Source organism: Vibrio sp. 378 (genome assembly GCF_033339435.1).
This window is the reverse complement of record NZ_JAWOUO010000752.1, coordinates 1-619: the sequence shown is the minus strand read 5'-3', so window position 1 is coordinate 619 and position 619 is coordinate 1. Positions and strand designations below refer to the sequence as shown.

General features: G+C 47.7%; 1 protein-coding gene. It reads right to left on the bottom strand.

Annotation, left to right across the window (positions count from 1 at the left end; translation table 11 throughout):
- On the bottom strand, positions 1–619 hold a 619-nt coding region (locus R7Q48_RS28660), incomplete at both ends, for a sensor histidine kinase (protein WP_318133729.1).

The window sequence follows — 619 nt, the reverse complement described above, 5'->3', positions numbered from 1 at the left end:
ACTGCGTTTTGCCGAGCGGTCAACTTGTACAAAAGGGTCAAACAACGAACTTTGCGCCGCTAACGGTATCCCAATCCCGGTATCTTCCACCTCAAAAAACGCAGTGCCGTTTACCCACTCGACTCGCAAGACCACGCCGCCCAAATGGGTAAATTTGATCGCGTTCCCAATCAAATTAACTAAGATTTGGGTGATTCGTTCTAAATCGCCAATCAGAAACTCCGGAATGCCTAACTTCTTGTCGATAGAAAAATGAATGCGCTTCTCTGCCGCTTTCGCCGCAAATACGCCCGTAATGGCTTTTTCGAGATCATCCCACGCAAAAACCTTGTCGATAATTTCCATCATGCCAGCATTCATCTTGCTGAAATCGAGCAAGTCGTTGATGATGACGCGAAGTAAATCGCCCGACTGAATCAAATTACCGAGATATTGCCGTTGATCTTCTCCCAACTGAGTTTTGCTTAACAGCTCTGCGCTGCCGAGTACGCCATTAAGTGGCGTTCTTAACTCGTGGTTAATCATCGCGACAAACTCTTTCGTCGCTTTTTCTGACTCTTCCGCTCGCTTTCTTAGCTCGACTTCACGTTCAAGGCTGAGGTGACGACTGATCACGCCG